Source organism: Ferriphaselus amnicola, from assembly GCF_000974685.2.
In the GTDB taxonomy this organism is placed as follows: domain Bacteria; phylum Pseudomonadota; class Gammaproteobacteria; order Burkholderiales; family Gallionellaceae; genus Ferriphaselus; species Ferriphaselus amnicola.
On record NZ_AP018738.1, the window covers coordinates 2,540,787 to 2,565,098 of the forward strand.

Sequence of the window (24,312 nt, forward strand, 5' to 3'; positions counted from 1 at the left end):
ATCATGAATCCATTTGCTAGAATCGCGCTGATTTTCACCCTACTGTTCCTTTCCATTTCAGCTCATGCCGGCAGCGGTAGTAGTAAGGCTGGCGACGAGATCAGCTTCACCCCCGAGCAGATTATCGGCTTTTCCAAGAAAGTCGAAAAAACAATGGCGGCCAAAGGTGCGCGCGTAGCGATTCTGGCTCGCATGGGTCGCCCGGCCTCTGAGTTGCCGGAAGGTATGCACTTCACCCATGTCGCATTCGCTGTGTACTCGCAGATCACCACATCGGATAGCCGCACCATCCCCGGCTACGCCATCTACAACCTGTATCAGCGCGACAAACAGCCGGACGTGAGCGATCTGGTGCAGGACTTCCCAGTGGATTTCTTTGCTGGCGTAGCCGTACTCGAAGCGGGCATCATCATTCCCTCGCCGGAACTGCAAAAGCGTCTGCTGGAAGTGATCGCCTCCCCAACCTTCGCCAAACTGCATAATCCGCACTACTCGCTGATTGCCAACCCTTATACGACGGATAAGCAGAATTGCACCGAACACACACTGGATGTGGTCAACGCAGCAATCTATCAGACCGACGACATCAATAAGATCAAGGCCAACGAGAAAGCATACTTCGCCGCTCAGCCAGTGAACGTCAGCCCGTTCAAGCTGTTGCTAGGCTCGATGTTTGCCGCAGAAATTTCCACCTCTGACCATCCACATGACAGTAAGCCGGTTACGGCAACTTTCGAGACCATCGGCAGCTATCTGAAGAAATACGATGAAGGCTCTGAAGTCATCACCGTATTGCCCTAAGTAAAAATCTGACTCTTCTGTTCGTGGTTCGCGCCACGAATGGAAGAAGATATCTAATCTGCCACCCGTAGCACCAAACCCTTCAGATACGCGCCTTCTGGGAAGCTGAGTAACACCGGATGGTCGGCGCTGGCGTGCAGTTGATGCACGATTTGCGCATCCACGCCCGCATCCAGTGCCGCTCCGGCGATGATCTTCTGGAACAGGTCTTCGCTGATGCCGCCGGAGCAGGAGTAGGTGAACAGCAGGCCGCCCGGCCGCAACAACTTGAAGCCCAGTAGATTGATGTCTTTGTAACCACGCGCAGCTTTTTCCGCGAAAGCGGCCGTGGGGGCGAACTTGGGCGGATCGAGAATGACGAGGTCGAACTTGCGGTTCTGGTCGCGCAGTTTTCGCAGGGCGGCGAACACGTCGGCGCATTGCCATTCGGCACGTCCTGCATTCATTACATTCGGTGGGCATTCATCGCTGGGTTGAGAATGCAGGGCGGCTTCTCCCGCCCCGGATGCTTCGCAACGCCGTGTCGAAGCCGCGACATCCAACTCATTCAACGCTACATTGCGCTCGGCCGCCGCCACCGCATCGGCGGAGATGTCGATGGACAGGACTGACTTCGCGCCGCCGCGCAGGGCGTAAAGCGAAAAACCGCCGGTGTAGCAGAAACAATTCAGCACGTCGCGGTCGCGCGCCAGTTCGCCGGTGAGTCGGCGGTTCTCGCGCTGGTCGAGGAAGAAGCCAGTTTTCTGGCCTTCCGCCACATCCACGGCAAAGCGCTGGCCGTGTTCTTTCACCTCGACGGATTCCGGCAATTCGCCGCGTACGATACCGTTACGCCGTGGCAAACCCTCCAACTCGCGGCCGTCGGAATCCGAGCGTTCGTAGATGCACACCGGCTGGCACAGCTCCCACAGCGCATCGGTGATGGCATCGCGCCAGCGTTCGGCCCCAGCACTGCCGAGCTGCATCACCAGCACGTTGTAGTAACGATCCACGATCAAGCCCGGCAGGCCGTCCGATTCACCGTGGATCAGGCGCATGCCGTTGCTGTCTTTGCTCAGGCTAAGATCGTGGCGCAAATCCAGCGCGCGCGCTATGCGACTATGGATGAATGTAGCATCGATGACCTCCGCTTCGTCCCATGACCAGATGCGCGCGGTCATCTGTGAATTCGGGTTGTAGGCCGCCCACGCCAGAAAGCTGCCGGCAGCATCACATACCGCTACCGTGTCGCCACTGTCTAGCGCGCCTTCGATGCGCTCGATCGCACTGGCAAATATCCAGGGGTGGCGACGCAGCACGGATTTTTCGCGTCCAGCATGGAGTACGATCACATGCCCTGATGTTGTGAACGGGCGGGGAGCGGGGGCAGATGCTCGTGACGGCGCTTCATTGCGGCGGGATGATCCGCCATTGCGCGGCTTGCGTCGATGCGGGAAGGCGGAGGGTTTATGTCGTTTCGGCTGATTCATGGTTTTCTCTTGGCGCGCGGATGGGCGCCGTCGTAGATCTTACTGAGGTATTGGAAGTCGAGGTGGGTATAGACCTGCGTGGTCGAGATGCTGGCATGGCCGAGCATCTCCTGCACGGCACGTAGATCGCCGGACGATTGCAGAACGTGGGTGGCGAACGAATGACGCAACAGGTGCGGATGGACGCTGTGGGTGATGCCTTGCTGGATACCGCATCTCTTCAGCTGCGCTTGCACTACGCGCGGACTGATGCGCTTGCCGCGTGCGCCGACGAACAAAGCGCGCTCGCCTCCGTCGGCCAACTGTGGACGCGCTTCCAGCCAGCGGCGCAGCGCGTTGATGGCGTGCTCGCCCATCGGCACGATGCGCGTCTTGTTACCTTTGCCGGTGACACGCACTTCGCCACTCGCCAATTCGGTCTGCATCGTCTCAGCGTCCAAGCTCACCAACTCCGCCAAACGCAAGCCGGACGAGTACAGCAACTCGAACATCGCTTTGTCGCGCAAGCCCTGTGGCGTATCGGCGGAAAACTCGACTAGTTTCACCGCCTCATCCGGCGACAAAGCTTCCGGCAGTTTTTTGGCGGTTTTAGGTGCGCGCAAGCCGACGCAAGGATTGTCGCGATAGCCGTGATCACGCATCAGATAGGTGAAGAATCCGCGCCAGGCCGACAGCATTCGCGCCAGCGACTTTCCGCTCAAGCCTTCGCCGTGCAGCTGAGCGATGTAGCGGCGGATGTGCTGGGGCTTAAGGTCAGCCAACGGCGTGGCGGCTACCAGACGGAACAGGTTGCGCAGGTCGCGCGCGTAATTGCTGGAGGTGTGCTCGGAATAGCGCCGCTCGTTGCGCAGCCAGGCCAAATAGCCGTTGAGGACTGCGTCGTGCGGCGCGGCTTCCGCCATCTTAGTGATAAGAACGCAGGGCGGCACTCACCGTATCGGCGATACGTTGCAAAAGCACGGTGCCCATTTCGGGATAGAAGCGCTTGGCATCCTCGCTGGCCAGAATCAGTAAGCCAATGGACTTTTCGCCATCGTGCAATGGGATGTAGGCGAACGAACGCAGATTCGCACCTGCCTCACCGAACCAAGTGGCCGTCTCATGCACCGCTTCATGGGTGCAGACGGGCTGCGTTTGTTCGTCGGTAAAAGCCAACACTTCGGCACTCGGCGGCAAGCCTTTCCACACATGCAGTGCAGCATGGGGAATCGCGAAGATATCGCGCAGGCTGCCCGTGACGGCCTCCTGCAAACTCATCAGATTGTGACCCGCAAGTAGCGCCAGAATGAAGTTATGCAGCTTATTTTGCAGCGCGTCGTTCTCTTTGGCGATCTCGATGAACTCGTACAGCTTCTTTTCCAGCAGCTTGTTCTTTTCGCGCAGCGTCAGCATCTGACGCTCGGACAACGAAATAGTGCGGCCTCCGTGTGGATGCGGGATATTCACTTCGGCCAGCATCCCAGCATAGGCCTCAAAGAACTCGGGGTGGTCACGCAGATATTGTGCGATGTCTTCAGCTTGCATGTTCGTTCCTTATAGATTGATTTCGCCGTCAAATACCATCACTGCCGGGCCGGTCATCAGCACCGGCTGACCTTCGCCCGCCCAGCGGATAGTAAGCACGCCACCGTGTGTGGCGACATTCACTTGCTCATCCAGCAGCCCACGTCGAATGCCTGCCACTACGGCAGCACACGCGCCAGTACCACAGGCCAGTGTTTCACCTGCACCTCGTTCGTACACCCGCAAGCGGATATGAGCACGATCCACGACCTGCATGAATCCAGCATTCACTCGGCGAGGAAATCGCGGATGATGCTCGATCAACGGCCCCTGCTCCGCCACCGGCGCAGCATTGGCATCAACCACCACCTGAACGGCATGCGGATTGCCCATGGACACGGCAGTGATCTCGATCGCTGCTCCAGCCACATCCAAGACTTGAGTCACCTCGCTGCTGTCGCTAACAAACGGAATGCGGGCAGGCTCGAAGATCGGTGCGCCCATGTTCACGGTGACGCGGCCATCGTCTTCCAAGCGCGGCGAGATCAGACCGCTCTTAGTTTCGACCACGATCTCGCGCTTATGGGTAAGCTTCTTATCGTGGACATAGCGAACAAAGCAGCGCGCGCCATTACCGCACTGCTCCACCTCGCCACCATCGGCGTTGAAGATGCGATAACGAAAATCCGCTTCGGGACGCTGAGATTTCTCGACCAGCAGAATCTGGTCGCAGCCAACACCAAAGTGCCGATCCGCCAACAAGCGCAATTGCTCTGGCGACAACACGATATTCTGGCGCACCCCGTCGAGCACCACGAAATCGTTGCCTGCACCGTGCATTTTGGTGAAAGCAAGTCTCATCACTCGCCCTTCAGCCACCGCGCCGCATCCAACGCAAAGTAGGTCAGGATGCCATCCGCTCCGGCGCGCTTGAACGCCAACAGCGATTCCAGCACGCAGGCTTTTTCGTTCAACCAGCCGTTCTGGGCGGCCGCCTTGAGCATGGCGTACTCGCCGCTGACTTGATAGACGAAGGTCGGTGCTTTGAACTCATCCTTCACCCGACGAACGATGTCCAGATAGGGCATCCCCGGCTTGACCATCACCATGTCCGCGCCTTCCTGCAAGTCTAAGCCGACTTCCCACAGGGCCTCGTCAGAATTGGCGGGGTCCATCTGATAAGTATATTTGTTGCCGGAACCCAAGTTACCACTGGAGCCGACCGCATCACGGAACGGGCCGTAGAAGCTGGAGGCGTACTTGGCGGAATACGCCATGATGCGAGTATGGATGTGACCGTTGGCATCAAGCGCGGCACGGACTGCGCCGATGCGGCCATCCATCATGTCCGAGGGTGCGACGATGTCTGCACCCGCAGCCGCGTGGGTCTGCGCCTGCTTGGTCAGCACGGCGATGGTCTCGTCGTTCATCACATAGCCACTCGCGTCGATCAGCCCGTCCTGCCCGTGGCTGGTATAGGGATCGAGCGCGATGTCGGTCATGATACCCAGCTCGGGGAACTGGTTCTTCAGGATCGCCACCACGCGCGGCACCAAGCCACGCGGGTTATACGCTTCGCGCGCATCATCAGATTTCAGACTGGCATCCACCACGGGAAACAGCGCCATCACTGGCACGCCAAGACGCACACATTCGGCAGCGTCCTTGAGTAATAAATCTAACGACTTACGCTGCACACCGGGCATAGATTTCACATCTTCGACCCGATTTTCGCCTTCCAGCACGAACACCGGATAGATCAAATCGGCGGGGCAGAGTTGGTTCTCGCGCATCAGATCGCGGGAAAACGCATCCCGGCGCATACGGCGCATGCGCTTGTGTGGAGACTGTCCGAGTGTTTGCATGATTGAGTCCTGAAAAATATTTTCAAAAATTTTGAATTTCTTTGGAACTATTCCGAGATTCGGCTATCTGATTGCCCAGATGATGCGAGTCATCTCCCGTTTCTCCTCCCTGAGCGGGTGTCTTAACCCCCTTGTTAAGACTTTTGCCCCAGCGCCTCCCCCTTTGGCTGCCGGGGCATTTTTTTGCCTGACGCTAATGCAAGTAGCCAGCTCAAGCAGGAACCTCTTCCTCGAACCAGCTACCGATCACCGCATCGGCTTCGTCCACGCCCAGCTTCTTCAAGCTGGAGAACAATTGCACGGTGCAGTTAGGGTAGCGCTCAGCAAGTTCAGCTTTGACTTGGCGCAACGTCAGCGTGCTTTCCTGCCGACTGAGCTTGTCGGATTTGGTAAGTAGTACATGCACCGGCTTGCCGGTGGGTGCAAACCAATCCAGCATCCCTCGATCGCGCTCGGTCAGCGGATGGCGCGCATCCATGATGACAACCAAGCCGCACAGATATTCGCGGGTTTGCAGATAGCGGCTGAGTAGATGCTCCCAATGCGCTTGCACATCGGGCGGCACTTTGGCATAGCCGTAGCCGGGCAGATCAACCAGAAAACGACCGTCACCAAACTCGAAAAAATTAAGGTGCTGAGTGCGTCCCGGCGTCTTGCTGGTGTAAGCCAAACGGGTGTGATCGGCCAAAGTGTTGATGGCGCTGGACTTGCCCGCGTTGGAACGACCCACGAACGCAACTTCCTTGCCGCCATGCAGCGGCAGGTCACGCAAATGGTTGACCGTCGTAAAAAACTTCGCTTGTCGGAAAAGAGCCATTACCAGTTGGCGAACACTTTATCCGCAGCAGCGATGGTCGCTGCGATGTCCGCATCGCTGTGCGCAGCGGATACGAAACCAGCCTCGAAGGCCGATGGTGCGAGGTACACACCCTCGGCCAGCATGGCATGGAAGAAGCGGTTGAACGCGGCCTTGTCGCTAGCCATCACTTCGGCGTAGGAAGTCGGCAATTTTTCGCTGAAATACAGACCGAACATGCTGCCGATGGACTGGGCGCTGAACGGGATGCCGTGCTTTTTCGCGGCAGCGGTCAGGCCTTCCGTCATTTGCTTGGCGACTTGAGTCAGCCGTTCGTAGAAACCGGGCGCTTGCACCAGCTTCAGGGTAGCCAGACCCGCCGCCACCGCAACCGGATTGCCGGACAGCGTACCGGCTTGGTACACCGCGCCCAGTGGGGCTAGACATTGCATGATGTCGCGGCGACCGCCAAATGCGGCAGCGGGCAGACCGCCGCCCATCACCTTACCCAGCGTGATCAGGTCGGGCTGGATGCCGTAGTGGCCGTGCGCGCCTTGCAGACCAACGCGGAAACCGGTCATCACTTCGTCTAGGATCAACACCGCGCCGTGTTTAGTGCACAGGCTCCGCATCGCATCAAGGAACTCGCGCTTGGGCAAGATCAGATTCATGTTGCCGGCGACCGGCTCGACGATGACTGCGGCGATCTCGTTGCCATATTCGGCAAAAGCCTTTTCCAGACCGGCCGCGTCGTTGTAATCGAGCACGGTGGTCAGTGCGGCGATCTCAGCGGGCACGCCAGAAGAACTCGGCTGGCCGAACGTCAGCGCACCGGAACCGGCCTTGACCAGCAACCCATCGGAGTGGCCGTGGTAGCAACCTTCAAATTTGATGATGCGCGAACGTCCCGTGAAACCGCGCGCCAGACGGATTGCGGTCATCGTCGCCTCGGTGCCGGAACTGACCAGACGCACCATCTCCAGCGACGGCAGGATCTTGCACAGCAGCTCGGCGATCTCCAGTTCGGATGCGGTCGGTGCGCCGAAACCCAGCCCTTCAGCCGCAGCCGCTTGCACCGCCTTCACCACTTCAGGATGACAATGGCCGACGATCATCGGGCCCCAGGAATTCACGTAGTCGATGTAGCGCTTGTCGTCCGCATCCCACACATACGCACCGTGGCCGCGTTTGAAGAACAGCGGCGTGCCGCCCACCGACTTGAACGCGCGCACTGGCGAGTTCACACCGCCGGGGATAATCTTTTGAGATTCGTCGAACAGTTCCTGATTGTGAGAGGTCATTACTATGCCTTGCTGAAAAGTTTTGAAAAATCCTGTGCTGCCTGTTGTACATCGCTCGCTGCGAACACCGCCGAGATCACCGCCAAGGCATCCGCGCCCGCTTCGATCAGCACACCGCCGTTCTCCAGCGTGATGCCACCGATGGCGACCACCGGCACACCATAGTCCTGCCGCAACAATTCCAGCTCGGCCCTGACCGCTTCCGGTTTAACGCTAGACGAAAAGAACGCGCCAAAGGCGACGTAATCCGCGCCCGCCACCACCGCCTGCCGCGCCAGTTCCGCGCGATTATAGCAAGACACGCCGATAAGCTTTTCCGCCCCCAACAATGCCCGAGCTGCTGCCACCTCACCATCGTCCGCGCCTAGATGCACGCCGTCGGCATCGACCTTAGCCGCCAGTTGCGCGTCGTCGTTGACGATAAATACCGCGCCGAATTCGCGCGTCAGACCGCGTAAAGCCAGTGCTTGCTCATGCTGCAAGGTAGTATTGGCCAGCTTGTTGCGGTATTGCAGCATGTGCACTCCACCCGCCAGCGCCCGTCGCACCCGATGCAACAAATCCCCCGTGTCGTTGCAATCCGGCGTGATGGCGTACAAGCCCCTAAGCTTAGTGGCGAGTATCTTCCGGCTCATCCTCGTCATCCCGCGCCCAGAACAAACGATCCGGGATGTATTGCCCCATGCCTGCGCGGAAACCATAGTGCAACGCTTGCCAAGTGTATTCCTGCGCCTCCTTGACTGCCTCTTCCATATTCAGACCATTGGCCAGCAGAGCAGCGATTGCGGAAGCTAGCGTACAGCCTGAGCCGTGATAAGTGCCGGGCAGACGCGCCCAACTATCGCTGCGCACCAGTCCGCGCTCGCCATACAGGGTGTTGACGACCTTGGGTGTATTCTCGTGGGTGCCGGTCACCAGCACGTATTCGCAACCCAACTGAATGATGCGTTTAGCGCATTCGATCAGATTCGGATTGTCATCGTCGTTGTCTTCTTCCAGCGCAAGGCGGCGCGCTTCCAGACTATTCGGCGTAAGAATAGTGGTCTGCGGCAGCAACAGCTCGCGCATCGCATCGATCATGTCTTCGTTCGCCAACTCGTCGCCGCGCCCGGAAGCCAGCACCGGATCGAGCACCAGCGGGATGTCTGGATAGTCGGAGATGATCTCGGCGATGACGGCGATATTCTCGACGCTGCCCAACAGCCCGATCTTGAACGCCGCCACCGGCATGTCTTCGAGAATAGCGCGCGCCTGATCGGACACCCACTCGTCGTCCATCGCCAAGACATCATCCACGCCACTACTATCCTGAACCGTCACCGCCGTGACTACCGACAGCGGATGGCAACCCATGCTGGCAATGGTCAGGATGTCCGCTTGCAGTCCTGCGCCGCTGGTGGGATCAGTCGCAGCGAAGGTCAGGACGATAGGCGGAGTGTCGGTCAGGTTCGAGGGCATGTTGGCAAGCCAGTGGAGGTATGGCGCATTCTAACTGAATTCAGCCTCAGGACTTAGGTGCGAAAGTGAAGGCGTCGGAGAAAAACTCGTCTTCCGGCAAGCGGCACTGCGTGGTGTAGTCGCGGTGCGCAGCTTCCACCACCACCGGCGCGCCACAAGCATAGACCTGATGGCCGGACATATCGGGATAATCCTCCATCACCGCCTTGTGAACAAAGCCGGTACGCCCCGTCCAACCATCTTCCGGCAACGCATCGGATAATACCGGCGTAAACCTGATGCCGCGCGCCTCCCACTCCTGAGCTCGTCCCAGCATGTACAGGTCAGCCAAAACTCGGGCACCCCAATAAAAGTGCATCGGACGCTGAATGCCGATGTACAGCGCGTGTTCAATAATCGCCTTGATTGGTGCGAATCCAGTGCCGCTGGCGACAAAGATGATGGGCTTGTCGCCGTCTTCTCGCAGGAAAAAAGTACCGAGTGGGCCCTTGAAGCGCAAGATGTCGCGCACGCGCAACTCGTTGAAGACGAACTGGGTGAACGTCCCGCCTGCGATGTTGCGGATGTGCAACTCCAGCAATTCGCCCTCATGCGGCGCATTCGCCAAAGAGAAACTACGTGGCTTACCTTCCTTGGTCAGAATGTCGATGTATTGCCCGGCGAAGAATTGCAATTGCTCGTTAGCAGGCAGTTTCAGCCACAGCGCCATCACGTCCGGAGCCAGCTTTTCAATGCGTTCGACCCGACTGGGCAGCATACGTACAGGAATCTGGCTGACCGCGCCGATCTCCTTGCTCTCGATCACCAGATCGGAGGTCGCCTTGGCACAGCAGAACAGCGTCTGCCCAGCGGCCATCTCAGAAGCAGTCAATGCCCCTGCCACATGTTGTCCGTGATCCACCGTACCTTCCAACACTTTGCCTTTGCACACGCCGCACGCGCCGTTGCGGCAACCGTAAGGCAAGTTGAAGCCATGCTTGGCAGCGGCATCAAGGATAGTTTCATGGGCTTCGATGGGGAAGCTGTGGCCGCTGGGCTGGATCAGGACATTGAGTTTCATGGCGAGCATTCTGAAAGCGCGAAGGCGGCGATTTTACCGCATAATCTGCCTATGAATCGAATCCTGATAATCGGCTGCGGCGACGTAGCAAAACGCACCGTCCCGTTGTTGCGCGGGCGCTACCGCTTGTACGGATTGCTACGCGATCCGGCACGCTGCTCAACGTGGCGCACACTCGGCGTCACGCCTATCCTCGCCGACCTCGATCAGCCCACCAGCCTGCATCGCCTCGCCGGACTCGCCGACATCGTGCTCCACCTCGCCCCGCCGCCCACCCAAGGCACAGGCGACCGCCGCACCCAAGCATTGATGGCCGCTCTGTCACGCGGCACGCCGCCAAGCCGCTTCATCTACATCAGCACCAGCGGCGTGTATGGCGATTGCAACGGCGACTGGGTGAACGAGACTCGCCCAACTCAGCCGCAGACCGCTCGCGCTGAACGCCGTGTGGCGGCAGAAAAATGGGTGCGCGAGTGGGCGACACGCCATCACGTTCACGCCAGCATCTTGCGCGTACCCGGCATCTACGCCGCTGACCGGCTGCCCGTTGAACGTCTGCGCGCGGGCACGCCTGCTATCGTTGCGTCCGAAGACAGCTACACCAACCACATCCACGCCGACGATCTGGCGCGAGTGATCGTCGCCACGCTGCGTTATGGCCGACCAAACCGCATCTACCACGCAAGCGACGACAGCGAATTGAAAATGGGCGAATACTTCGATGCCGTGGCCGACGCCTTCCACCTACCCCGCCCACAACGCATCAGTCGCACCCAAGCACAAAGCACCCTGTCGCCCATGTTGCTTTCCTTCATGCAAGAATCTCGTCGCTTGGACAACGCCCGCTTAAAGCGCGAGCTGAAATTCCGTCTAAATTACCCCACCGTAGCCGATACCCTACTTGCTAATATGGAATAAAATCTCGCTGCGCTCATTGACAGCGCCGCCACTCGTGGCTAAATTCCATACCCAAGCATTTCCCTCAACCTTTTGACCTAAGCAAGGAGATTCACATGGCCGTACTCGTTGGTAAAGCTGCGCCCGATTTCACCGCCACTGCGGTGCTGGGCAACAATGAAATCAAAGACATCACCTTCTCCGAAGTCACCAAGGGCAAGTACGCCGTGGTGTTCTTCTATCCTCTGGACTTCACCTTCGTGTGCCCATCCGAGCTGATCGCCTTCAACCATCGCCTGAACGAGTTCAAGGCGCGCAACGTCGAAGTGCTGGGCGTTTCCATCGACTCGCAGTTCTCGCACCTGGCTTGGAAGAACACCCCGGTCGAAAAGGGCGGCATCGGCCAAGTTGGCTACACGCTGGTAGCTGACATCAAGCACGAGATCTGCAAGGCCTATGACGTAGAAGCTGACGGCGGCGTGGCCTACCGCGGCTCCTTCCTGATCGACAAGTCCGGTGTAGTTCAGCACCAAGTGGTGAACAACCTGCCGCTGGGTCGTAACATCGACGAGATGCTGCGCATGGTCGATGCTCTGCAATTCACCGAAGAACACGGCGAAGTCTGTCCAGCCGGTTGGGCTAAGGGCAAGGCAGGCATGGACGCTTCTACCGAAGGCGTGGCCAAGTATCTGGCTGCACACGCGGGCGAACTGTAAGCCACCGTTTTCCTGCAAGGGAATAAAAAAGACCGCCGAAAGGCGGTCTTTTTGCTTGGCGCGTTAGCGTTTACTTGCCATAGACCGGCAAGCCCAGCGCATCATGCAGCGATTGCCAGTTGGTATGAACTTGCTCAACCACCGTCTTAGGCACAGCCACAAAGCCCAAGCCACCGCCGGTCACATGGCCGTAACGGAAACCCCAGTCCATCATGCGCAACACTTGCTGCGTGTTGCCTGCACTCTTAACGACTTTAGGAACCAGCACAAAAGTAGCGGTAGTCAGCGGCCAACTCTTCGAGCCAGGAGCATTGGTCGCCGAAGCATCGCTGAATCCAGTGGCACCGTTCCATTGCGCACTGACCAAGGCAGCTTCGATGTTTTCCGGCAGCGGCTTGACGAACTGACCCTCGGCATTCTTGAGCGAAGCGTAAACCAGATGGCTGTTCACAGAGCTTGAATACTCGATGTAGCCGATCGCGCCCTCCTTGCTCTTCACCGCTTCCGCCAAAGCCTTACCGCCCTTGACCGCCACGCCGGTTGGCCACTTCACAGTCAGACCTTGACCGACGCTGCTCTTCCAGTCCGCGCTGATTTTGCTCAGATAGTTGGTGAACACATAGGTCGAGCCTGACTCATCTTCACGGTGCAACACGATGATGGATTTAGAGGGGAGCTTCAACAGTGGATTGAGATCGGCAATACGCGAATCGCTCCATTTGGTGATAGCGCCGCTATAGATACCGGCCAGCACCTCACCGGAAAGTTTGAGCTGTCCGGCATATATCCCAGGAATGTTGACCACCGGCACCAGCGCAGCCGCAGCAGAGGGGAACTGCAACAAGCCTTTACTTTCAAGTTCGGCGGCGGTCAGCGGCGCATCCGATGCACCAAAATCCACCGTCTTCGCCGTCACTTGCTTGATACCCTCGCCAGAACCGACCGCCTTGTAGTCGATGCGTTCAGTATTATGGGAACCGAAGATCCACGCTTCGTAGAGCGGAGCAGCGAAGGAAGAACCTGCGCCATGAATGTCAGCAGCCATCGCCTGACCGCCCACTGCGAATGCCAATAGACCCAATAAAATCGAACGCTTCATCATGTTTTCCCAAGAGAATCAAAAACGGCGTCCATCTTAATTCGGCATAGCAGGATACACAAGGCATTTCACGCCGCTGCCAAGGGCACTTGCTTTACAATGCCGAAATCGTCCCATCCCTCTGATTCTATGCTGCTCTGGTTCGTCATCGCCTATTGGATCGTCTCGGTCGGAATCGGCCTGTACGCCGCCACCCGCGTCCACAACACCAAGGATTTTGCCATCGCTGGCCGCCACTTGCCGTTCTATATGGTGACAGCGACCGTGTTTGCCACCTGGTTCGGCTCAGAGACCGTGCTCGGCATTCCCGCCATCTTCCTCAAAGACGGTCTGCACGGCGTGGTGTCCGATCCTTTCGGCTCAGCGATGTGTTTGATTCTGGTCGGCCTGTTCTTCGCCGTGCCGCTGTACCGCATGAATCTGCTCACCATCGGCGACTTTTACAAAAAGCGCTACGGGCGCAGCGTGGAAGTGCTGACCACACTGGCCATCGTCATTTCCTACCTCGGCTGGGTCGGCGCGCAGATCACCGCGCTGGGGCTAGTGTTCAACGTCGTATCCGGCGGCGAGATCAGCAAAGTCGCAGGCATGTGGATAGGCTCCGGCACCATCCTCATCTACACCTTCTTCGGCGGCATGTGGGCCGTGGCGATCACCGACTTCCTGCAAATGATCATCATCGTCGTCGGCATGCTGTTCATCGGCCACGAGATCAGCGGACAAGTGGGCGGTGTCGGAGTCGTCGTGGAGCACGCACGCCAAGCGGGCAAGTTCGAATTCTGGCCGACGCTGGATGCGAAAGAGATCATCGCCTTCGCCGCTGCTTGGATGACTATGATGTTCGGCTCCATCCCCCAACAAGATGTATTCCAACGCGTGCAGTCAGCCAAGACCGAACGCATCGCCGTATGGGGTTCTGTGCTCGGCGGTGGACTGTATTTCCTGTTCGCCTTCGTGCCGATGTTCCTCGCCTACTCCGCCACGCTGATCGACCCCAAGATGGTGGAAGGCCTGATCGACACTGATCCGCAGATGATCCTACCGAATCTGGTACTGCAACACGCTCCACTGTTCGCACAAGTCATGTTCTTCGGCGCGCTGCTGTCGGCCATCAAGAGCTGCGCCTCGGCCACGCTGCTTGCGCCTTCGGTCACGTTTACCGAGAACATTCTCAAGCCGCTGATGGGAACCATGACCGACCGCAAGCTGCTGCTGACCATGCGCAGTGTGACGCTGGTGTTCACAGTGGCGGTCACGCTGTACGCGATGAGTTCCGACGCTAGCATCTTCAAGATGGTGGAATCGGCCTACCAGATTACGCTGGTGGCGGCCTTCATCCCGCTGCTGGCTGGGCTGTTCTGGAAGCGCGCCACTCATCAAGGTGCGCTGGCCGCCATCTTCGCTGGGTTGGCGGTATGGCTGTCTATCCACCTATTCGGCCCCGAAGACCCCTTCCTTCCGGCTCAATTCGCCGGACTGCTGGCCAGCGCCTGCGGCATGGTGATCGGTTCGCTGCTGCCCAACCGCGCGCACAATCCGCTGCCGGAAGAGCCGTCGCACGCCTATCTGCGCCACCACGCCGCCAGTTTGACCGAGCATGTGGCCGAGCCTTTGCACCATCACCCCAGCGAAGTTCACAAACATTAGCGCTGTCATGTTCCTGTCACATTACTTTCATACCATCGCAACCGGACTATCCTCATGGAGAAAGTAATGACTGCGAATATCCTGCTGGTCGAAGACGAACCGGCGATCCTAGAACTGCTAGCGTTCAATGTGACCCAGTGCGGCTTTCGTGCGCTCAAGGCGACCGATGCCATCGAAGCGATGACGCACATCAACCGCGCCCTGCCTGATCTGATCTTGCTCGACTGGATGCTGCCTGGTACCACCGGCATCGAGATCGCTCGGCGCTTGCGTGCCGATGCGCGCACCCGCAATGTGCCCATCATCATGCTGACCGCGCGCGGCGACGAGCGCGACAAAATATTGGGACTGGAATCCGGTGCCGACGATTACATGACCAAGCCGTTTTCGCCACGCGAGCTGATGGCGCGCATCCGCGCTGTGCTGCGCCGCCGCACACCCCAGATGAGCGACGACCTCGTGAAAGTGGCAGGCTTAGAGCTGTCGCCCGTCTCGCACCGAGTGAGCGCCAACGGTACGCTGGTAGAGCTCGGCCCGACCGAATTCCGTCTGCTTCATTTTTTCATGACCCACCAAGAGCGCGTATATAGCCGCGCCCAGTTGCTCGACCAAGTGTGGGGCGATCACGTCTTTGTCGAAGAACGCACCGTCGATGTTCACATCCGCCGTTTGCGTCAAGCGCTGGAAGCCTCCGGTTGCGACTCGCTCGTGCAGACCGTGCGCGGCAGCGGCTATCGCTTCTCCGAGAGTTGACCCCGCTCGCGCCCGAGCCCGTATAATCAGCGCCCATAACTGGGGAGTAATGACGTGACGGATTTTTGGCAACGGGTGACCATGCCCATCGCAGGATTACTGATGTTGGCACTGCTGCTATGGGCAATATTCAGCGCCGTGGCCGCCTTGTTAGTATTCTCGTTACTGCTGTTAGTCCTGTACGTACTGCATTTGCGCCAAATGGCCGCATTCGAATTTTGGCTGGCCAGCCCCAAGGAGCGCGAGATACCTGAAGGTTTTGGCGTGTGGGAGGACCTGTTCGCCGCACTCAATCAAGTGGTCAAACGCTTCCGCAAAAAACAAGACCAGCTCTCGCAAGCTCTGCACTACATGGAACAAGCCACCTCCGCGTTGCCGGAAGGCGTAGTCATCTTAGACGGCGCTGACCGCATCGAATGGTGTAACCCCTTAGCCGAACAGCACTTCGGCCTCGACACCCGCCAAGACTTAGGTCAGCAGATCACCTACCTCGCCCGCCAGCCCGAATTCGTACAGTATCTGGCGATGGCGCAATTCTCTGAACCCTTGCTGCTGCGTGGCATCCGGCAAGAGGAGATCGTGCTCTCGATCAAAATCATCGCCTACGGCGGCGACAAAAAGCTGCTCATCAGCCGTGACGTGACACATCTGGAACGTATCGACACCATGCGCCGCGACTTCGTCGCCAACGTCTCGCACGAATTACGCACGCCGCTCACCGTAGTCAACGGCTTCGTCGAAACCCTGCTCGACATGGAAGATCGCGACTGCGACATGGCCAAGCGCGGCCTGCAACTGATGGGCGAACAAACCGAGCGCATGACCCGACTGGTGGACGACTTACTCACCCTGTCTCGGCTGGAAAGTGACAGCAGCGTGCTGCACGAAGAAACCGTCGATGTACCTGCACTATTGGATTTGGTGTTGCAAGAAGGCCAGCGCCTGAGCAACGGCCAGCACACGCTCACGCTACACCTAGAAAATCAGCACAAGCTACTCGGCAACCGCGCTGAATTGCACAGCGCCTTCGGCAACCTGTGCAGCAACGCCATCCGCTACACCCCAGCGGGCGGCGAGATCATCCTGCGCTGGCAAGACGTGGACGGCCAAGCCGTATTCAGCGCACAAGACAGCGGCATCGGCATCGCCCCGCAACACCTACCCAGACTGACCGAACGCTTCTACCGCGTGGACCGCAGCCGTAGCCGCGAAACCGGCGGCACCGGCCTAGGCCTCGCCATCGTCAAACACATCGCCAACCGCCACCAAGCCAAACTCGACATCAGCAGCGAAGAAGGCAAAGGCAGCACCTTCTCACTCGTATTCCCAAATAGACGTAACGCCGACTAAAGGTGCGACCATTCGTCGCGTCACACCAGAGCTCACCGATCAAGTCCGGCTTGGATTCAAAGACAGCATGTCTTTTCTGAGGCTGACGGGTAAAGGCCGAAGGTTCTGTAGAACGCTTTTCTATCAAATACCAGCACCGCCAGCAGTACCGGCAAGGTAATCAATAGGGCTGCAAGCAACATGCTGCCCATCAGGATGTAGATGGCGAGGCTGAAGAATATCCACAATGCTTTCTCGAAAACGGTTTGCATGATTTACTCTCTGGTTAGTTGGGCAGCGCGTAACACTTTGATTCTGCGACGGGTTGCATATTACGTAGTGTCTGAGAGCTGCGCCATGAGGAGAAAGATGATTCTGCATCGCCCCGCCCCTTGAATTCGCGTGGGGCATTCCACTAAGAGGCGATTCGATTTCCCCCCAAGACGGATGCTCTGTGAGCGCCCCCGAAGATAGGTCTGCCTGACTCGTTCACTCTGTTACAATCTGCCCGCGTCATCGTTTCAGTCCTGTTGCCGCTGCCGATTCCGGCTCGTTGTTTTATCCCCGTCTGCCTTAGACTGGCGCTCCACAGGAGCGACAGGCCGATGTTTCTCTGAAAGTTCTCAATGTCATTCGCTACCCTCGGCTTGTCCGATGCCATTCTCCGCGCCGTTACTGAGCGCGGTTATACCGAAGCCACTCCGATTCAGGCGCAAGCCATCCCTGTCGTGCTACAAGGTGGCGACTTGCTCGCCGGCGCACAGACTGGTACCGGCAAGACCGCCGGTTTCACTTTGCCGCTGTTGCAGCGCCTTTCCGCCAAACCAGCCACCGGCAAAGCGCCGATCCGTGCATTGGTGCTGACCCCGACCCGTGAACTCGCCGCGCAGGTGGAAGAAAGCGTGCGCGAGTACGGCAAATATCTGCCACTGAAATCCATGATGATGTTCGGCGGCGTCAATATCAATCCGCAGATCAAGCAGCTGCAAGGCCGCGTGGACATTCTGGTGGCGACACCGGGGCGCTTGCTCGACCACGTTCAGCAAGGAACGGTGAATTTGTCGCAGGTCGAGATTCTGGTGTTGGACGAAGCCGACCGCATGCTGGATATGGGCTTCATCCGCGACATCAAGAAGATCCTCGCGCTGCTGCCGGCGAAACGGCAGAATCTGCTGTTCTCGGCCACCTTCTCCGACGAGATCAAGGCGCTGGCCGATGGCCTGCTGAACAATCCTGCGCTGATCGAAGTGGCGCGCCGTAATCAGACCAATGAACTGATCGAGCAGCGCGTCTATCCGGTGGATCGTGAGCGCAAGCGTGCCCTGCTGACCCAGCTCATCAAGGACAACAATTGGTTTCAGGTGTTGGTGTTCACGCGCACCAAGCACGGCGCAAACAATCTGGCGGAATATCTGAACAAGGACGGCATCACCGCGATGGCGATCCACGGCAACAAGAGTCAGGCCGCACGCACTCGTGCGCTGGCTGAATTCAAGACCGGCAAGCTGCAAGTGCTGTGCGCGACAGATATCGCCGCGCGCGGCATCGACATCAGCGAACTACCGCATGTGGTGAACTACGAGTTGCCTAACGTGGCGGAAGATTATGTGCATCGCATCGGCCGCACTGGCCGCGCGGGCAGCAACGGCGAGGCAAGTTCGCTGGTGTGCATCGACGAGCATAAATTGCTGCACGACATCGAACGCCTCACCAAGCGCGAGATTCCCGTGGTGCAGATTCCCGGCTTCGAGCCAGACCCGCGCATCAAGGCTGAGCCGATCTTGAACGGGCAGAATCGTGGTGGAAACCAGCCTCGTGGACAAGGTGGTCAACGTCGTCCGCAGAGCGGCGCACCGCGTACCGGCGGGCAAGGTCCCGCACGCAGCGGGGGCAACTCTCACGCCAAGCCAGCGACGGCGGGCAAGCCCTCCGTCCATCGTTTCGGCGGACGCGGACGCTAAGCGCTCCACGCTGGATGATCGGCAGCGATCATCCAGCGACTACTCCATCGCTCTGACCTTGACGGTCTTACCCTTCACTTTCCCCGCCGATAACCGTTTCACCGCTTCTTTAGCGATATTCCGCACCACTGCGACGTAGGTCGATTGGTCGGTGACATTGATTTTGCCGATCTGTTCACGGGTGAAGCCCGCTTCGCCGGTAAGCGCGCCCAGCACGTCGCCAGCGCGGATCTTCTCTTTGCGCCCACCCAAGATTTGCAGCGTCACCATCGGTGGAATCAGCTTGGCGGCGTCCGCTTTCAGTTCGCTCAGCTCATGCCACTCTGGCTCAATCTCCATCAGCTTGGCGATGGTCTCGATGCGATGCAAATCGGTCGGGCTGCACAGGCTGAACGCCCAACCTTCCGCATCCGCGCGGCCAGTACGGCCCACACGGTGGACGTGGATTTCGGGATCGGGCGTGATGTCCACGTTGATGACGGCCTCTAGCTGGGCGATGTCCAGCCCACGCGCCGCCACGTCGGTAGCAACCAGCACCGAGCAACTGCGGTTGGCGAACTGGATCAGCACTTGGTCGCGCTCGCGCTGTTCGAGGTCGCCGTTCAGCGTCAGCGCGTGAAAACCCTGCGCGTGCAGCAGATCGAGCAAGTCGCGGCATTGCTGTTTGGTGTTGCAAAAGGCCAGCGTGCTTTCTGGGCGATAGTGTTTCAATAGCGCGGCGACGGCTTCCAAACGCCCTTCGCGTGCCACTTCAAAGAAACGCTGGCGAATCTTGTGGCTGGCATGCTGCTCCGTCAGCTTCACGTCCTGCGGCTGCTGCATGAACTGGCGCGCCAGCCGAGCTATGCCTTCCGGGTAGGTGGCGGAAAACAGCAGCGTCTGGCGCTTGCGCGGGCATTGTTTAGCAACCCAAGCGATCTGGTCGTAAAAGCCCATGTCCAGCATCCGGTCGGCCTCGTCCAGCACCAAGGTGTTGAGCGCGGAAAGATCGAGCGTTTCACGCTCAATGTGATCCATGATGCGCCCCGGCGTGCCGACTACGATGTGCGCGCCATGCTCCAGACTGGCCATCTGCGGACGCATCGTCGTGCCGCCGCACAGGGTGACGATCTTGATGTTGTCGATGAAACGCGCCAAACGGCGTATCTCCTGCGACACCTGATCGGCCAGCTCGCGCGTCGGGCACAGCACCATCGCCTGCACCGCGAACCGGCGCGGGTTCAGACGCGTCAACAGCGGCAACCCGAACGCAGCGGTCTTGCCGCTGCCAGTCTTGGCCTGAGCGATTAGATCGTGCCCAGCCAATGAGATCGGCAAGCTGGCCGCCTGAATCGGCGTCATGCTGTCGTAACCGAGCTGTTTGAGCGTCGCCAGAATGGCAGGTGACAGCGGAAGTTGATCGAAGGATTGCCCGGTGACGGGCTGGACGGAGGGAGAAGTAATATCGGTCATGCCCGATTATCTCAGCCGCAAGCCCAGATTGCTCATTTTTTTCGGCAAGCGCAACGCTTTTGCGATTCGACGATCGGGACATTTAGACCGTGGGTATGCCTCAACCTAATCCGCACTATGCAGAGGGATGGAAATGATTCGACTAGGCTAAACGAACCGAAATAGATCGAACTTATTGAAATAGGGCAACCACTGCTGACCACCTAAAATCAATCAGCACTTGTGTCATTGTCAGTTTTTCTGTCGCGCATGCCCTGCACATTTAGCTTTGCTAGCAACGCCGTCATCTGCGTAGCAGCTGCCTGCTTGCCTGACTCACCATAGCCCATATCCATCAGAATCAAGTTACCGTGCTTACCGACATCGCGCATCGCATCAATCTTGTTCAGCTCCATTAGCATCGCCAGCGACTCATCCGCCGGTATCCCTTGAAACATCGCCAGCGATTCACTCAGCCCCTTCGCCAGCGTTTCTCGTGATTTGGCCATCCCCTCGGCACGCCGCTGCTGCGCCTCCGCTTCGGCCTCGGCCTGCCTGACCATTCTGATTTTGGTGGCATCCCCTTCAAGTTCCGCTGCTTCTTTTTCTCGTTGCGCAACGATTACACGATTGAACGATGTCTGCACCGAGTCTGAAACTGTTGGCTGATCCACCAGCACACTTTCGATACGGTAACCGAACTCGGCAAGGGTAGCTCCCACATGCCCCTTTACCGTCTGAGCAATCTCGGTACGATTGGTAAATAGTTCATCTAATGTCATCGCGGCGGCTGCAGAGCGCACTGTGTTCAACACCCACGAGCCAATCTGATCGGCCGGATCTTGCAACTTGTAGAACGAATTGTCTGCCTGAGCCTCCTGAGCTTGAATCATGATATCCACGGGCAACGCGACGAACATGTTATCGCGGGTCTTCACTTCGACGATATGTTTTACCGACCATATCCTCATGGTCACAATGCCAGCCACGCGTTGGAATGGATAGAAAATCCAGTTCAGTCCAGGATGAATTACGCGTGTATATTTTCCAAGCGTCTCGACAATCTCAACGGTCTGCTGCTTCACGATCCGTATGCCGGATACCCCCAGCGCTCCGACCACCACGAGCAAAACAAGAATGAGTTCCATCGATTTATCTCCAATTTGGTTGAATAGGTATCAGCCTACTTTGACCTGTCCATCACCGGCCGGTGGTGGCGTAGTATACCGGCCCATACGATAACAGCCAGCCGCTTCTAATTCCCACGACGATGTCTCATTAGTCGTGCAGCATGCGAAATTTCAGAACCTATATCTCCTAAAGCACTACATAGATAATTCGGCATATTCCACGAAATCGTAGGTCATGCTCTAATTCAGCCTCGTACAAAGCGGCAATTACTAACTGGGGAAGCTATGAAAAGAACATGGGGCAGCATTATCGGGGCGTTTTTGATGGTTGGTTGCGCGTCGCTACCACCCTCTTTACCGGCAGGATATATAGGGGAGACTGCAACGATACAAGATACTGATCACAGAATTGATACTGGCAAAGCAGATATATTTTATCTATCTAAGATCGATGGAACATTGATCCAGAATTGCCGGTCGGAAACTCGGCGTGCAAGCAACGGTCAAGGCGACAATCTAAGCACCGTCCTCCTGAAGAGTTCGGTCCCTATCGGGTCGCACAAATTCACTATAGTGGGCCGTACCGAATACGCGATGCCGATTCGAGCTTTAGCTGGTGATGTGTACCAAGTCACTGGTGATATTGAGTTCTCGCCAAAACCAAATGGCAAATACGTCATACGAGGCAGTCTTTCTGAAACAGAGTCTTCGGTCTGGATCGAAAATCTGGAAACCAGCGAAATTGCAGGGAAAATAGCCATCAATGGTTCTGCCAAGTTAGGTCTGTTCGACAAGTGAGCTTAGACCACCAATGACCAATAAAGACTTTTCATCGACATGCCTCGATTTTGTAGAGCAGTTCACTAGGTGTTGATCGGCATTTAATAGCAATGCTTTCAACATCAATTGCAGCTACTGATATTTGATCATCCGAAATTCTCATCACAGCATAACTGTCGCTCACCTATGGCACATCGCCCCTAGCTTCATGATTATTAAATACTGAACTAGACTTGACTAGGCCAAAACAAAACCCCGCCAAAGCGGGGTTTTGTTTTACAGCGTGTCGAGGAACGACATTACATCATGCCGCCCATTCCACCCATGCCGCCCATGTCACCACCCATGCCGCCGCCAGCCGGTTTGTCTTCCGGCAGTTCTGCGACCATGCAAGCAGTGGTCAGCATCAAGCCAGCAATGGACGCGGCGTTTTGCAGTGCAGTGCGGGTCACCTTGGTTGGATCGACCACGCCCATTTCGAGCATGTCGCCGTACACACCGGAAGCTGCGTTGTAGCCGTAGCTACCTGCGCCGCTCAACACTTGGTTCACGACCACCGATGGCTCATCGCCAGCGTTGGCCACGATGGCGCGCAGCGGAGCTTCCATCGCACGCAAGACGATGGTGATGCCTGCGTCTTGGTCGTGGTTGTCGCCCTTCAAGCCAGCAACCGCAGCCTTGGCACGCAGCAGTGCTACGCCGCCGCCGGGGACGATGCCTTCTTCCACAGCAGCACGGGTAGCGTGCAGTGCGTCATCCACGCGGTCACGCTTTTCCTTCATTTCGACTTCGGTCGCAGCGCCCACTTTGATGACGGCTACGCCGCCAGCCAGTTTGGCCTTGCGTTCATTCAGCTTTTCCTTGTCGTAGTCGCTGGTGGTTTCTTCCAGTTGCTTGTTGATGTTGGTGATACGCTCTTTAATCTTGGATTCAGCGCCTGCGCCGTCGATGATGATGGTGTTGTCCTTGCCCACTTCGATGCGCTTGGCTTGACCCAGCTCAGCCAAGGTCGCCTTTTCCAGCGTCATACCGACTTCTTCAGCGATCACGGTGCCGCCGGTCAGGATGGCGATGTCTTCCAACATGGCCTTGCGGCGGTCGCCAAAGCCTGGAGCCTTGACGGCAACGGTCTTCAGGATGCCACGGATGTTATTCACCACCAGCGTTGCCAGTGCTTCACCTTCCACATCTTCAGCGATGATCAGCAGCGGACGGCCAGACTTGGCGATCTGTTCCAGTACGGGCAGCAGGTCGCGAATGTTGGAGATCTTCTTGTCGTGCAGCAGGATGAACGGATTGTCCATCGCAGCGATCTGCTTGTCCTGATTGTTGATGAAGTAGGGCGACAGGTAGCCACGGTCGAACTGCATACCTTCGACGACTTCCAGTTCGTTTTGCAGCGACTTGCCGTCTTCAACGGTGATGACGCCTTCCTTACCAACTTTTTCCATCGCAGCAGCGATGATGTCGCCGATATCAGCGTCAGAGTTGGCGGAAATGGAACCGACTTGAGCGATTTCCTTGGTGGTGGAACATGGCTTGGAGATTTTCTTCAGCTCAGCAACCGTGGCGATGACCGCCTTGTCGATGCCGCGCTTCAAGTCCATTGGGTTCATGCCAGCGGCAACGAACTTCATGCCTTCTTGCACGATGGATTGCGCCAGCACAGTGGCGGTAGTGGTGCCATCACCGGCCACGTCGGAAGTCTTGGAAGCCACTTCCTTCACCATTTGCGCGCCCATGTTCTCGAACTTGTCCTTCAGTTCGATTTCCTTAGCGACGGAAACGCCGTCCTTGGTGATGGTGGGGGAACCGTAGGAACGGTCGATCACCACGTTACGGCCCTTCGGGCCCAGAGTCACCTTGACCGCATCGGCCAGAATGTTAACGCCAACCACCATCTTGGCACGGGCTGCGTCGTGGAACTTTACGTCTTTTGCTGCCATGTTATTTCTCCTGAGAATTCAATAAATCAGAGCTAACGCCGTCACCGGCGAATTGAGCTTGGATCAGGCTTCAACGATGCCGATGATGTCGTCTTCACGCATCGTCAACAGCTCTTGACCATCCAGCTTGAAGGTCTGGCCGGAATACTTGCCGAACAGCACCTTGTCGCCGACCTTGACGCTCATGGCGCGCAACTTTCCGTCGTCGCCGATCTTGCCGTTGCCGACGGCAACGATTTCACCGGTATCAGGCTTTTCGACGGCTGTGCTTGCCAGCACGATACCGGACGCGGTCTTGACGTCTTCTTCCATACGCTTGACGATCACGCGGTCGCTCAAAGGACGAATTTTCATGCTTGGTTCTCCTGAA

24 protein-coding genes are annotated in these 24,312 nt (G+C 57.7%); 8 read left to right on the plus strand and 16 right to left on the minus strand.

The features are described from left to right. Positions 1 to 3: 3 nt before the first annotated feature. Positions 4 to 801 carry a DUF2145 domain-containing protein gene (locus OYT1_RS12610; RefSeq protein WP_062626489.1) on the plus strand — a complete coding sequence of 266 codons (798 nt, stop codon included), beginning with the start codon at positions 4 to 6 and terminating at the stop codon, positions 799 to 801. A gap of 53 nt (positions 802 to 854) precedes the next feature. Here the strand turns inward: OYT1_RS12610 and OYT1_RS12615 are convergent, their stop codons facing one another. From OYT1_RS12615 to OYT1_RS12660, 10 genes are all read right to left on the minus strand, one after another. Then, complete coding sequence (locus OYT1_RS12615) at positions 855 to 2,270, minus strand: class I SAM-dependent rRNA methyltransferase (RefSeq protein ID WP_084611969.1); 1,416 nt, start codon at positions 2,268 to 2,270, stop codon at positions 855 to 857. Beyond that, positions 2,267 to 3,172: a tyrosine recombinase XerC gene (xerC, locus tag OYT1_RS12620; RefSeq protein ID WP_062626487.1), complete on the minus strand. Its 906-nt coding sequence runs from the start codon at positions 3,170 to 3,172 to the stop codon at positions 2,267 to 2,269. Before xerC ends, OYT1_RS12615 begins: the two co-directional genes overlap by 4 nt. A gap of 1 nt (position 3,173) precedes the next feature. Next, positions 3,174 to 3,794 (minus strand): DUF484 family protein, encoded by a 621-nt coding sequence (locus OYT1_RS12625; RefSeq protein WP_062626486.1) that lies wholly within the window; start codon positions 3,792 to 3,794, stop codon positions 3,174 to 3,176. Positions 3,795 to 3,803: 9 nt separating this feature from the next. Further along, positions 3,804 to 4,634, minus strand: coding sequence for a diaminopimelate epimerase (gene dapF / locus OYT1_RS12630; protein WP_062626485.1), 831 nt, complete (start codon positions 4,632 to 4,634; stop codon positions 3,804 to 3,806). Next, positions 4,634 to 5,638, minus strand: a complete 1,005-nt coding sequence (hemB, locus tag OYT1_RS12635) for a porphobilinogen synthase (RefSeq protein ID WP_062626484.1) — start codon at positions 5,636 to 5,638, stop codon at positions 4,634 to 4,636. Before hemB ends, dapF begins: the two co-directional genes overlap by 1 nt. Before the next feature lie 211 nt (positions 5,639 to 5,849). Then, complete coding sequence (yihA, locus tag OYT1_RS12640; RefSeq protein WP_062626483.1) at positions 5,850 to 6,455, minus strand: ribosome biogenesis GTP-binding protein YihA/YsxC; 606 nt, start codon at positions 6,453 to 6,455, stop codon at positions 5,850 to 5,852. Next, complete coding sequence (hemL, locus tag OYT1_RS12645) at positions 6,455 to 7,735, minus strand: glutamate-1-semialdehyde 2,1-aminomutase (protein ID WP_062626482.1); 1,281 nt, start codon at positions 7,733 to 7,735, stop codon at positions 6,455 to 6,457. Before hemL ends, yihA begins: the two co-directional genes overlap by 1 nt. A gap of 2 nt (positions 7,736 to 7,737) precedes the next feature. Continuing rightward, entirely contained in the window at positions 7,738 to 8,370 is a 633-nt protein-coding gene (gene thiE / locus OYT1_RS12650) for a thiamine phosphate synthase (protein ID WP_088178212.1), read from the minus strand. Continuing rightward, entirely contained in the window at positions 8,345 to 9,193 is an 849-nt protein-coding gene (gene thiD, locus OYT1_RS12655; protein WP_062626480.1) for a bifunctional hydroxymethylpyrimidine kinase/phosphomethylpyrimidine kinase, read from the minus strand. Before thiD ends, thiE begins: the two co-directional genes overlap by 26 nt. A gap of 46 nt (positions 9,194 to 9,239) precedes the next feature. Continuing rightward, entirely contained in the window at positions 9,240 to 10,253 is a 1,014-nt protein-coding gene (locus OYT1_RS12660; protein ID WP_062626479.1) for a CDP-6-deoxy-delta-3,4-glucoseen reductase, read from the minus strand. 51 nt (positions 10,254 to 10,304) lie between these two features. Here OYT1_RS12660 and OYT1_RS12665 point away from each other — a divergent pair, with 51 nt between their 5' ends. Both OYT1_RS12665 and OYT1_RS12670 read left to right on the plus strand, forming a co-directional pair. After that, a complete protein-coding gene (locus OYT1_RS12665; protein WP_062626785.1) occupies positions 10,305 to 11,171 on the plus strand; it encodes an SDR family oxidoreductase in 867 nt (288 codons plus the stop codon). A gap of 95 nt (positions 11,172 to 11,266) precedes the next feature. Further along, positions 11,267 to 11,866 (plus strand): peroxiredoxin, encoded by a 600-nt coding sequence (locus tag OYT1_RS12670; RefSeq protein WP_062626478.1) that lies wholly within the window; start codon positions 11,267 to 11,269, stop codon positions 11,864 to 11,866. Positions 11,867 to 11,936: 70 nt separating this feature from the next. Here OYT1_RS12670 and pstS read toward each other — a convergent pair whose 3' ends face one another. Further along, a complete protein-coding gene (gene pstS / locus OYT1_RS12675) occupies positions 11,937 to 12,965 on the minus strand; it encodes a phosphate ABC transporter substrate-binding protein PstS (protein ID WP_062626477.1) in 1,029 nt (342 codons plus the stop codon). Between the two features lie 129 nt (positions 12,966 to 13,094). Here pstS and OYT1_RS12680 point away from each other — a divergent pair, with 129 nt between their 5' ends. From OYT1_RS12680 to phoR, 3 genes are all read left to right on the plus strand, one after another. Further along, positions 13,095 to 14,612: a sodium:solute symporter family protein gene (locus tag OYT1_RS12680; RefSeq protein WP_062626476.1), complete on the plus strand. Its 1,518-nt coding sequence runs from the start codon at positions 13,095 to 13,097 to the stop codon at positions 14,610 to 14,612. Between the two features lie 66 nt (positions 14,613 to 14,678). Continuing rightward, positions 14,679 to 15,365: a phosphate regulon transcriptional regulator PhoB gene (gene phoB, locus OYT1_RS12685; RefSeq protein ID WP_062626475.1), complete on the plus strand. Its 687-nt coding sequence runs from the start codon at positions 14,679 to 14,681 to the stop codon at positions 15,363 to 15,365. Between the two features lie 54 nt (positions 15,366 to 15,419). Next, positions 15,420 to 16,715: a phosphate regulon sensor histidine kinase PhoR gene (gene phoR, locus OYT1_RS12690; RefSeq protein WP_062626474.1), complete on the plus strand. Its 1,296-nt coding sequence runs from the start codon at positions 15,420 to 15,422 to the stop codon at positions 16,713 to 16,715. Positions 16,716 to 16,771: 56 nt separating this feature from the next. Here the strand turns inward: phoR and OYT1_RS12695 are convergent, their stop codons facing one another. After that, on the minus strand, positions 16,772 to 16,966 hold the full coding sequence (locus OYT1_RS12695) for a hypothetical protein (protein WP_062626473.1): 195 nt from the start codon (positions 16,964 to 16,966) through the stop codon (positions 16,772 to 16,774). 354 nt (positions 16,967 to 17,320) lie between these two features. Between OYT1_RS12695 and OYT1_RS12700 the strand changes: the two genes are divergently transcribed. Then, on the plus strand, positions 17,321 to 18,655 hold the full coding sequence (locus OYT1_RS12700) for a DEAD/DEAH box helicase (RefSeq protein ID WP_062626472.1): 1,335 nt from the start codon (positions 17,321 to 17,323) through the stop codon (positions 18,653 to 18,655). 39 nt (positions 18,656 to 18,694) lie between these two features. Here OYT1_RS12700 and dbpA read toward each other — a convergent pair whose 3' ends face one another. Together dbpA and OYT1_RS12710 are read right to left on the minus strand one after the other, a co-directional pair. Next, positions 18,695 to 20,107: an ATP-dependent RNA helicase DbpA gene (dbpA, locus tag OYT1_RS12705; RefSeq protein WP_062626471.1), complete on the minus strand. Its 1,413-nt coding sequence runs from the start codon at positions 20,105 to 20,107 to the stop codon at positions 18,695 to 18,697. A 209-nt stretch (positions 20,108 to 20,316) separates the two neighbouring features. Then, a complete protein-coding gene (locus tag OYT1_RS12710) occupies positions 20,317 to 21,234 on the minus strand; it encodes an SPFH domain-containing protein (RefSeq protein ID WP_062626470.1) in 918 nt (305 codons plus the stop codon). 267 nt (positions 21,235 to 21,501) lie between these two features. Between OYT1_RS12710 and OYT1_RS12715 the strand changes: the two genes are divergently transcribed. Beyond that, a complete protein-coding gene (locus OYT1_RS12715; RefSeq protein ID WP_062626469.1) occupies positions 21,502 to 22,014 on the plus strand; it encodes a hypothetical protein in 513 nt (170 codons plus the stop codon). A 281-nt stretch (positions 22,015 to 22,295) separates the two neighbouring features. Here the strand turns inward: OYT1_RS12715 and groL are convergent, their stop codons facing one another. Then, on the minus strand, positions 22,296 to 23,942 hold the full coding sequence (groL, locus tag OYT1_RS12720; protein ID WP_062626468.1) for a chaperonin GroEL: 1,647 nt from the start codon (positions 23,940 to 23,942) through the stop codon (positions 22,296 to 22,298). A 63-nt stretch (positions 23,943 to 24,005) separates the two neighbouring features. Then, entirely contained in the window at positions 24,006 to 24,296 is a 291-nt protein-coding gene (locus tag OYT1_RS12725) for a co-chaperone GroES (protein ID WP_062626467.1), read from the minus strand. Positions 24,297 to 24,312: the final 16 nt, after the last annotated feature.

Coding starts and splice junctions, on each gene's coding strand:
- OYT1_RS12610 (WP_062626489.1), top strand. CDS start 4: ATGAATCCATTTGCTAGAATCGCGCTGATTTTCACCCTACTGTTCCTT.
- OYT1_RS12615 (WP_084611969.1), bottom strand. CDS start 2,270: ATGAATCAGCCGAAACGACATAAACCCTCCGCCTTCCCGCATCGACGC.
- xerC (WP_062626487.1), bottom strand. CDS start 3,172: ATGGCGGAAGCCGCGCCGCACGACGCAGTCCTCAACGGCTATTTGGCC.
- OYT1_RS12625 (WP_062626486.1), bottom strand. CDS start 3,794: ATGCAAGCTGAAGACATCGCACAATATCTGCGTGACCACCCCGAGTTC.
- dapF (WP_062626485.1), bottom strand. CDS start 4,634: ATGAGACTTGCTTTCACCAAAATGCACGGTGCAGGCAACGATTTCGTG.
- hemB (WP_062626484.1), bottom strand. CDS start 5,638: ATGCAAACACTCGGACAGTCTCCACACAAGCGCATGCGCCGTATGCGC.
- yihA (WP_062626483.1), bottom strand. CDS start 6,455: ATGGCTCTTTTCCGACAAGCGAAGTTTTTTACGACGGTCAACCATTTG.
- hemL (WP_062626482.1), bottom strand. CDS start 7,735: ATGACCTCTCACAATCAGGAACTGTTCGACGAATCTCAAAAGATTATC.
- thiE (WP_088178212.1), bottom strand. CDS start 8,370: ATGAGCCGGAAGATACTCGCCACTAAGCTTAGGGGCTTGTACGCCATC.
- thiD (WP_062626480.1), bottom strand. CDS start 9,193: ATGCCCTCGAACCTGACCGACACTCCGCCTATCGTCCTGACCTTCGCT.
- OYT1_RS12660 (WP_062626479.1), bottom strand. CDS start 10,253: ATGAAACTCAATGTCCTGATCCAGCCCAGCGGCCACAGCTTCCCCATC.
- OYT1_RS12665 (WP_062626785.1), top strand. CDS start 10,305: ATGAATCGAATCCTGATAATCGGCTGCGGCGACGTAGCAAAACGCACC.
- OYT1_RS12670 (WP_062626478.1), top strand. CDS start 11,267: ATGGCCGTACTCGTTGGTAAAGCTGCGCCCGATTTCACCGCCACTGCG.
- pstS (WP_062626477.1), bottom strand. CDS start 12,965: ATGAAGCGTTCGATTTTATTGGGTCTATTGGCATTCGCAGTGGGCGGT.
- OYT1_RS12680 (WP_062626476.1), top strand. CDS start 13,095: ATGCTGCTCTGGTTCGTCATCGCCTATTGGATCGTCTCGGTCGGAATC.
- phoB (WP_062626475.1), top strand. CDS start 14,679: ATGACTGCGAATATCCTGCTGGTCGAAGACGAACCGGCGATCCTAGAA.
- OYT1_RS12695 (WP_062626473.1), bottom strand. CDS start 16,966: ATGCAAACCGTTTTCGAGAAAGCATTGTGGATATTCTTCAGCCTCGCC.
- OYT1_RS12700 (WP_062626472.1), top strand. CDS start 17,321: ATGTCATTCGCTACCCTCGGCTTGTCCGATGCCATTCTCCGCGCCGTT.
- dbpA (WP_062626471.1), bottom strand. CDS start 20,107: ATGACCGATATTACTTCTCCCTCCGTCCAGCCCGTCACCGGGCAATCC.
- OYT1_RS12710 (WP_062626470.1), bottom strand. CDS start 21,234: ATGGAACTCATTCTTGTTTTGCTCGTGGTGGTCGGAGCGCTGGGGGTA.
- OYT1_RS12715 (WP_062626469.1), top strand. CDS start 21,502: ATGAAAAGAACATGGGGCAGCATTATCGGGGCGTTTTTGATGGTTGGT.
- groL (WP_062626468.1), bottom strand. CDS start 23,942: ATGGCAGCAAAAGACGTAAAGTTCCACGACGCAGCCCGTGCCAAGATG.
- OYT1_RS12725 (WP_062626467.1), bottom strand. CDS start 24,296: ATGAAAATTCGTCCTTTGAGCGACCGCGTGATCGTCAAGCGTATGGAA.